This is a genomic window from Sphaerospermopsis sp. LEGE 00249, assembly GCF_014299995.1.
In the GTDB taxonomy this organism is placed as follows: domain Bacteria; phylum Cyanobacteriota; class Cyanobacteriia; order Cyanobacteriales; family Nostocaceae; genus Sphaerospermopsis; species Sphaerospermopsis kisseleviana.
The window spans coordinates 1-1,079 of sequence record NZ_JACJUZ010000172.1; the positions used below are offsets into that span (position 1 = coordinate 1).

The 1,079-nt window shown below is 40.0% G+C and carries 1 protein-coding gene; it reads left to right on the top strand.

Annotation, left to right across the window (positions count from 1 at the left end; all coding sequences use genetic code 11):
* The first annotated feature begins 205 nt into the window (after nt 1–205).
* Nucleotides 206–913, top strand: coding sequence for a GTP cyclohydrolase I FolE (gene folE, locus H5968_RS24960; RefSeq protein ID WP_187042080.1), 708 nt, complete (start codon nt 206–208; stop codon nt 911–913).
* Nucleotides 914–1,079: the final 166 nt, after the last annotated feature.

Here is a 1,079-nt window from a genome sequence, read left to right on the forward strand (position 1 = left end):
GTACAAGAGTCAGGAGGAAAGACAAATAACCCAATTACCAATTACCCATTACCAATTACCCATTACCCATTACCAATTACCAATTACCAATAACCAATTACCAATTACCAATTACCAATTACCAATCACCAATCACCAATTACCAATTACCAATTACCAATTATCAATTGTCAATTATCAATTATCAATTACCAAGACTAATACCATGACTATTGCTAGTTCTAACGGTTCTAATCGCTCACAATCTCCTCTGATTCCTGATTTAGCGCAAGCGATCAGTAGCAGACCTGACCGCAATACCCATAATGGTAAACAGGCAGATTTGCACCCACCCTCAGAGGAAAGCACGGAGCAAATGATGGAAGCCGTGCGGACAATGCTGATCGGTGTTGGAGAAGATCCAGAACGGGAAGGACTACTGAAAACACCAAAGCGCGTAGCTGAAGCTATGAAATTTCTCACCAGTGGTTATAACCAATCCTTAGAAGAACTGGTGAATGGGGCGATTTTTGATGAAGGCCATGAAGAAATGGTATTAGTGCGAGATATTAATTTCTTCAGTCTTTGTGAACATCATATGTTGCCATTTATGGGTAGAGCGCACGTTGCTTATATCCCGAATCAAAAAGTTGTCGGTTTAAGTAAATTGGCGCGAATTGTGGAAATGTATGCTCGTCGTTTACAAGTTCAAGAAAGACTAACTCGCCAAATTGCCGAAGCAGTGCAAACCATTCTTGAGCCAAAAGGTGTAGCTGTAGTGATGGAAGCTACCCATATGTGTATGGTGATGCGTGGTGTACAAAAACCTGGTTCTTGGACTGTTACCAGTTCTATGGTTGGTGTTTTCCAAGATGAGCAAAAAACCCGTGAAGAATTTTTGAATTTGATTCGTCATCAAGCTGCTTTCTTTTAGGAATTAGCACTTTTTAATTATTAGCAATATCGCTCATTCTCAAATTTTTTCATGGGGTGAGTGATATTTTTTTGGTGATTGGTGATGGGTGATTGGTAATTGGTAATTGGTAATTGGAAAAAATAAAATTGATTACCCAGTCACCAGTCCCCAGTCCCCAGTCCCC

Excerpts from the sequence above, each read along its gene's own strand:
- folE (WP_187042080.1), top strand. The coding sequence starts at position 206 with ATGACTATTGCTAGTTCTAACGGTTCTAATCGCTCACAATCTCCTCTG.